Annotated in this window: 4 protein-coding genes and 1 pseudogene; 3 read left to right on the plus strand and 2 right to left on the minus strand. The window is 45.7% G+C overall.

Going from position 1 to position 5,420, the window contains the following annotated elements; genetic code table 11:
• From RMO52_RS22015 to RMO52_RS22025, 3 genes and pseudogenes are all read left to right on the plus strand, one after another.
• A pseudogene (locus RMO52_RS22015) lies at positions 1-189 on the plus strand (hypothetical protein); the annotation flags it as partial.
• 4 nt (positions 190-193) lie between these two features.
• A complete protein-coding gene (locus RMO52_RS22020) occupies positions 194-1,399 on the plus strand; it encodes a PilZ domain-containing protein (protein WP_310418590.1) in 1,206 nt (401 codons plus the stop codon).
• Positions 1,400-1,673: 274 nt separating this feature from the next.
• Positions 1,674-2,894: an endo-1,4-beta-xylanase gene (locus tag RMO52_RS22025; protein ID WP_310418582.1), complete on the plus strand. Its 1,221-nt coding sequence runs from the start codon at positions 1,674-1,676 to the stop codon at positions 2,892-2,894.
• A 170-nt stretch (positions 2,895-3,064) separates the two neighbouring features.
• Here RMO52_RS22025 and RMO52_RS22030 read toward each other — a convergent pair whose 3' ends face one another.
• The gene (locus RMO52_RS22030) at positions 3,065-4,903 is read right to left on the minus strand and encodes a tetratricopeptide repeat protein (protein WP_310418585.1); all 1,839 of its coding nucleotides are present in this window, start codon (positions 4,901-4,903) and stop codon (positions 3,065-3,067) included.
• 300 nt (positions 4,904-5,203) lie between these two features.
• Positions 5,204-5,420 (minus strand): hypothetical protein (locus RMO52_RS22035; RefSeq protein ID WP_310418587.1); only part of this gene is annotated, 217 nt, incomplete at its 5' end.

Here is a 5,420-nt window from a genome sequence, read left to right on the forward strand (position 1 = left end):
CATGATGCTGTCGTGTTCAAATTATTGAACAAAGGATTACAACTGGATGCTGGATTTGCATTCAATCAAAATACGGATGCATTTAATTACAATGGCGTTTATTATACACCGGCTAATATATCAACTTCGGTTAAAGACAGCAAAGGATTTTTATGGATTACTACAATCAAACCGAGATGCGGGAAATAGTGTAATTTGTTGCGGCAGTTCTTATGTTGTGCGACGAAGTTGTCTCGATGCCGTTGGTGGCTACTATACTCGATGCTGCGTTGAGGACTTTCAAACATCGTTGAAAATGTTAACACAGGGCTTTCGGCTGATTTACCTGAATGAAGTTCTGAGCACAGGAGAATCAACTCGAACCTATACAGATTTTATCGATCAGCGACTTCGCTGGTTACAAGGAAATTTTCAGGTTTACTTTTGTGGCAAGGACATTCCAATTTGGTCAAAACTAAACTGGATTCAAAAAAGCTACAGCGTATCGCAATTGATCTATTGCTTTCAACCAGTATTACGAGTTGTTTTTCTACTAGCACCTTTGTGCAGTGCCTACCTGGGAATTTCACCTTTTATCGCCACCCTACCTGAAGTGATCTACTACTTCCTGCCCTTCTGGTTGCTGCATATTGTCGTTTATGGTTGGGCAACAGACTACCGAGTCTCTTACTTCTGGAACGAAGTGTATGAAACAATCTTTTGTTTTCCAGCACTCAGGCGATTGTGGCTGATCGTTCGCACTCCTTTTGCCAAAGCCAGCCAAGCTACCCGTAAGGGGATTAAGGCAGACCGAAAAAATTACAATTTCAATCGGACATGGCCACTGATTATGCTGTTAGCATTGTCGGGATTAATTATCGGAGTGCGTCTGATTGGCGTACAGCTTGGAGTTTGGTTAACGTTTGATGAGAGCGCGGCTGTACTAATATTTTGGCTGCTCTATAATGCGCTACTAGCGGGGATAGCGGTTTTATCGGCGATCGATCTGCCAATTCGGCGCACGATGGATCGCTTCCCGCTCCAAACAATTTGCAAGATTACAGCTACAGATCGAGTTTTGTGGGGATATACTCAAAACCTCTCCGAAAGCGGAGCTAAGGTGATAATAATCGAGCCAGAGGTTGCCCTTGACACGTCGCACGTCGAGGTAACATTTATAGAGCATGACTTTTCTGTGCAAGCTGAGATCGTCCGTTCTCACATGAAGAAGAAGGGTGAGATCGGGGTTGCACTGCAATTTGTCCAGCTTGAGATCGAACAACAGCGTAAGTTGGTTGAGGTGCTGTATACCGAAATGACTTGGTGGAAACAGCGCAAGCAGCCTGGTAGTCTAGACTCTTTCTTGGCGATGATCTCCTCCATCGTTCAAGCAAAATCACTACTCAATCGCTACGACTGAGTAGGCATTAGGCTTTGGGCTTTGGGCTTTAGGTATTAGGAATTAGGAATTAGGTATTAGGCTTTAGGCTTTAGGTTTTAGGGGAAGCCATAGCGGATGTCATTTTCCTATCCATTATTCACTAAAACACTATTCACTATCCACTATTCACTAAAAAACTATTCACTAAAAAACTATTCACTATCCACTAAGCTATCGGGCAATGCTTAAATTTGGACGATATTTACTGCTGGGATTAATCGTGACTACACTTTGGGTGAGCCAAGGTCAAAGTATGAGTATATTTTTTGCAAAAGCGCCTACTCCTTTATCCTTCATCCAAGCCAATCAGCTTAAATTGGCGAAACAAATTGCTCAGACCCGGATGGGAAATATCGTTATTGAGGTTGTTAACTCTCAGCAGCAGCCAATCGGTGGTGTAGAAGTCAAAATCGAGCAAGTCACCCATGAATTTGAATTTGGCACAGCACTCAGCACTCAGATGTTTGCTCCAGGTAACGATCCCACCGATCGATCTCGATATCTTCAGCTTGCTAAACAACTTTTTAATGCCACTGTACATGAGAATGCGCTCAAGTGGGATGCAATGGAGCCACAGCGGGGACAACTTAGTTATGCAGACGCAGATCGAATTTTAAGCTGGAGCAAAGCCAATTCTCTACCATTACGCGGACATACAATTTTCTGGGAGGTGGAGCAATGGAATCCAACTTGGCTCAAATCCCTCTCGCCGCAAGATCTGCGATCTGCTGTCGAGCGTCGGGCGACAGAAATTTGCGGACGGTATCGAGGGCGAATTCGGGAATATGATGTCCTTAATGAGATGCTACACGGTGATTTTTTTAGACAGCGTTTAGGAGCAGATATTGTCAAAACAATGTTCCAACGATGCCATGCAGCCGATCCGAGTGCAGTATTATATGTCAATGATTATGACATCTTGAATGGCAAAAGACTCGATGACTATGTGCGACAGATCCGTTCGTTGTTGGCGCAAGGAGTCCCGGTTGGTGGGATTGGTATTCAGGCACATATTCTCAAAGAAACGGTCGCACCAGCTCAAATTCAACACAGTCTAGATACCCTAGCACAATTTAATTTACCAATTAAGATTACAGAATTTTCGACACAGACAGCTACCGAGCAGGAACAAGCCCAGAATCTGCTAAATGTATATCAAATTGCTTTTGCTCATCCGCAGGTTAAAGGAATTCTGATGTGGGGATTCTGGGAAAAGGCTCATTGGGTACCCCAGGCAGCTATTTTTGACAGCAGCTTTAGACCAAAACTGGCTGCAAAGGTTTATCAGGAGCTAATTTTTCGCCAATGGTGGACTCAGAAGAGTGGGAATACCAATCGGAATGGTCAATTTTCAACCCGTGCTTTTTTTGGACGGTACCGGGTAACGGTAAAAGGGCGAAACTGGAGTAGAACTCGCTTATTCTCATTTTCCTCGCAAATGAATCAGTCTAGAGTTTTGAAGTTTATCAAATAGACCGGATTGCGAAAGCAGGCGATCGATCCCTTATTTTACGCCTAAACCTTAGCAAATCCCCCTAGCCCCCTTAAAAAGGGGGAACCGGATTCTTAGTCCCCCTTTTTAAGGGGGATTTAGGGGGATTCATACCAACTGCGAGTGTCAAAAATAACTTTTCAAACATCCTCTTACGAGTATTGACCGCTGAGATCGCAAGAATTGGACTCGCTCATCATTTCGCCGGAAGCCATGCCCAATTCCTCGATTTTAGATTGTAGCAACTGATGGAAGCGAGGATTGTTAAAGCGTTTGGCAGATAAAGCACCTAAAATTAGTACCGTCCGCGCGGCTTCCGATTGACCCATCTGATACAAAGCCAAACCCTCGGCATAGAAGCCAGTTTCATCGCGATCGACTAATCGTTCCAAGCCGCGATCCTGGATCGATCGAGCGTGCTCGAAATCTGCCATTGCTTTAGCACGCTCTCCAAGTTCGTGATACACGATGCCCCGATGATATCGAGCCGAAACGTAGTTAGGCGATAACTCGATTGCCCGACTAAAATTCTTAATCGCACTATGATGCAATCCTGACAAACTATCGACTACTCCGATCAGATAATTTGCCCAAAAGCAGAACTTATCGATTGCCTTAACTGACTGGCAATCGCGTTTGGTACGTTGATATTCATGCTTGCGGAAATACGTCCAACTCCGCTGAATGAGGGCATTAGTATGTTCTGAGTCCAGATCGATCGCCATACTATAATTAGTCAAGGCATCATCGAGATTACCTAGTTCGGTATAAATTAAGCCTCGGCGGAAATAAGCATTGATAAATTTTGGGTTGAGTTCGATCGCCCGATCGTCATCCGCTAGTGCTGCGGTACAGTTGCCCAGACAGCGGTGTGTCTCCGCCCGATCGTCGTAGACTGTTGCTTGCGGCTTGCGATCGATCGTGATGTCGAAATCAGCTAGAGCACCTGCAAAGTCACCTAGCTTTTGGCGCGTGCGTCCGCGTGCGTGGTGAAAAACTGGCTGTCCCGACTGAATGGCAATCGCTTTATCGAGATCGACTAATGCTTGCGGGAGTAGATCCAGTCTTTCGTAACAGATGCCACGATAACAGTAACCATTAGGATCTCGGGGAAAGTCTTTGACATGGCGATCGAGACTCGCTAAAGCTACCTGATAATTTTCGATCTTGACTAGGGCAACTGCATTCAGCCACCGGACAGAGGATCGCTCGGGATCGCGTTCGAGCACGTAGCGACAATCTGCAAGAACTTGATAGTAATTTTTGAAAATCTTATGAACTAAAGCACGCTGGTAGTAAAAATCAAGTTGAGTCGGATCGCACTTAATCGCCAGATCCCAAGCTGAGAGCGCACCTTCATAATCTTGGATCTCATAGCAAATTTCGGCAGCACCGCTGTGCGCGATCGCGAGTGTCGGATCCCATTCGATCGCGATTTTATACGCCGATCTCGCTTGGGCATAGTCTTTGGCTGCGAGGGCTTTTTTGGCGCGATCGCAGTATTTGAGTGCTAAATCTTTGCCAGTAACTGAGGGCGCACTTGTGTCGATCTGGGCGGCTTTAGCAGGCGTTTCGAGCGTTGGTGTGGGCTGTTTTGACTGTATGGGCTGCTTTGGCTGTGTGGGCTGTGTGGGCTGTGTGGGCTGTTTTGGCTGCTGCGTCGCGCCGACTGACGAATTAACTTTAGCCGCTACTGGCTGGCGAGCTGGTGCTTGAAACCGCTGTGGTGTCGGCGATGTGTCGCTCGCCCACGGATCTTCAGCTTCGATTTGCAACGGTTGTGCCTGTGGTACTTCTAACTCGCCAGAGTCACTCCACGGATCTCTAAATAATGGCGATCGAGTCTTAGCAGCTTGAGGCTGAGCTGGAGCTGACAACTTGGCTGAATCTACCGCCGCTGGTGGGGAAGGCATCGCCGTACCCAAAATATCTGAGTAATCATTTTGAGTGGCAAACTCTGGAGTAGTGGAAGAAGATGATGGTTTCGACATAACCGGAGTGCCTCAAGAAATCAGTTTAGTTATCGTATGCTCGGTCAATAAATTCAATCTAATGCGATTTGCTACTGGGCATCGTATTCAGCTCCAGATCCAAACTTCACAATTTATTTATCGCATCGGGAAATCTGTAGTGTGAGTTAGCAGATTGCAAATCAATACAAAGTATTGAATCGATCTTAACTAGCTCACAGCCAAACCGGTTCAGTATTTACACGATCTTTTAGGCTGTTAATGTACTACTCATACTTAAATTAGCTAGATTGGCTCACCTAAAGCCTAGAGCTATCAAGCCTATTCCATGCCGAGTGCCTCGATCGTAAAAGATATTTGCCGATAAAAAACAGTATTTTTGAGCTTTTGGGCGACTAAGGCTGCTTGATGGAGAATGACTTTAGCAGTATCTGGATGTCCCATATGATAGAGAGCCAATCCTTCTGCGTACAAGCCAGTTTCATCGCGCTTGGCTAAGCAGTCAATGATTTGAGCTTGAGTTGCTTGGGCGAGGTGA

Source organism: Chamaesiphon sp. OTE_8_metabat_110 (assembly GCF_031382685.1).
GTDB lineage: Bacteria > Cyanobacteriota > Cyanobacteriia > Cyanobacteriales > Chamaesiphonaceae > Chamaesiphon.

Coding starts and splice junctions, on each gene's coding strand:
- RMO52_RS22025 (WP_310418582.1), top strand. CDS start 1,674: ATGAGTATATTTTTTGCAAAAGCGCCTACTCCTTTATCCTTCATCCAA.
- RMO52_RS22030 (WP_310418585.1), bottom strand. CDS start 4,903: ATGTCGAAACCATCATCTTCTTCCACTACTCCAGAGTTTGCCACTCAA.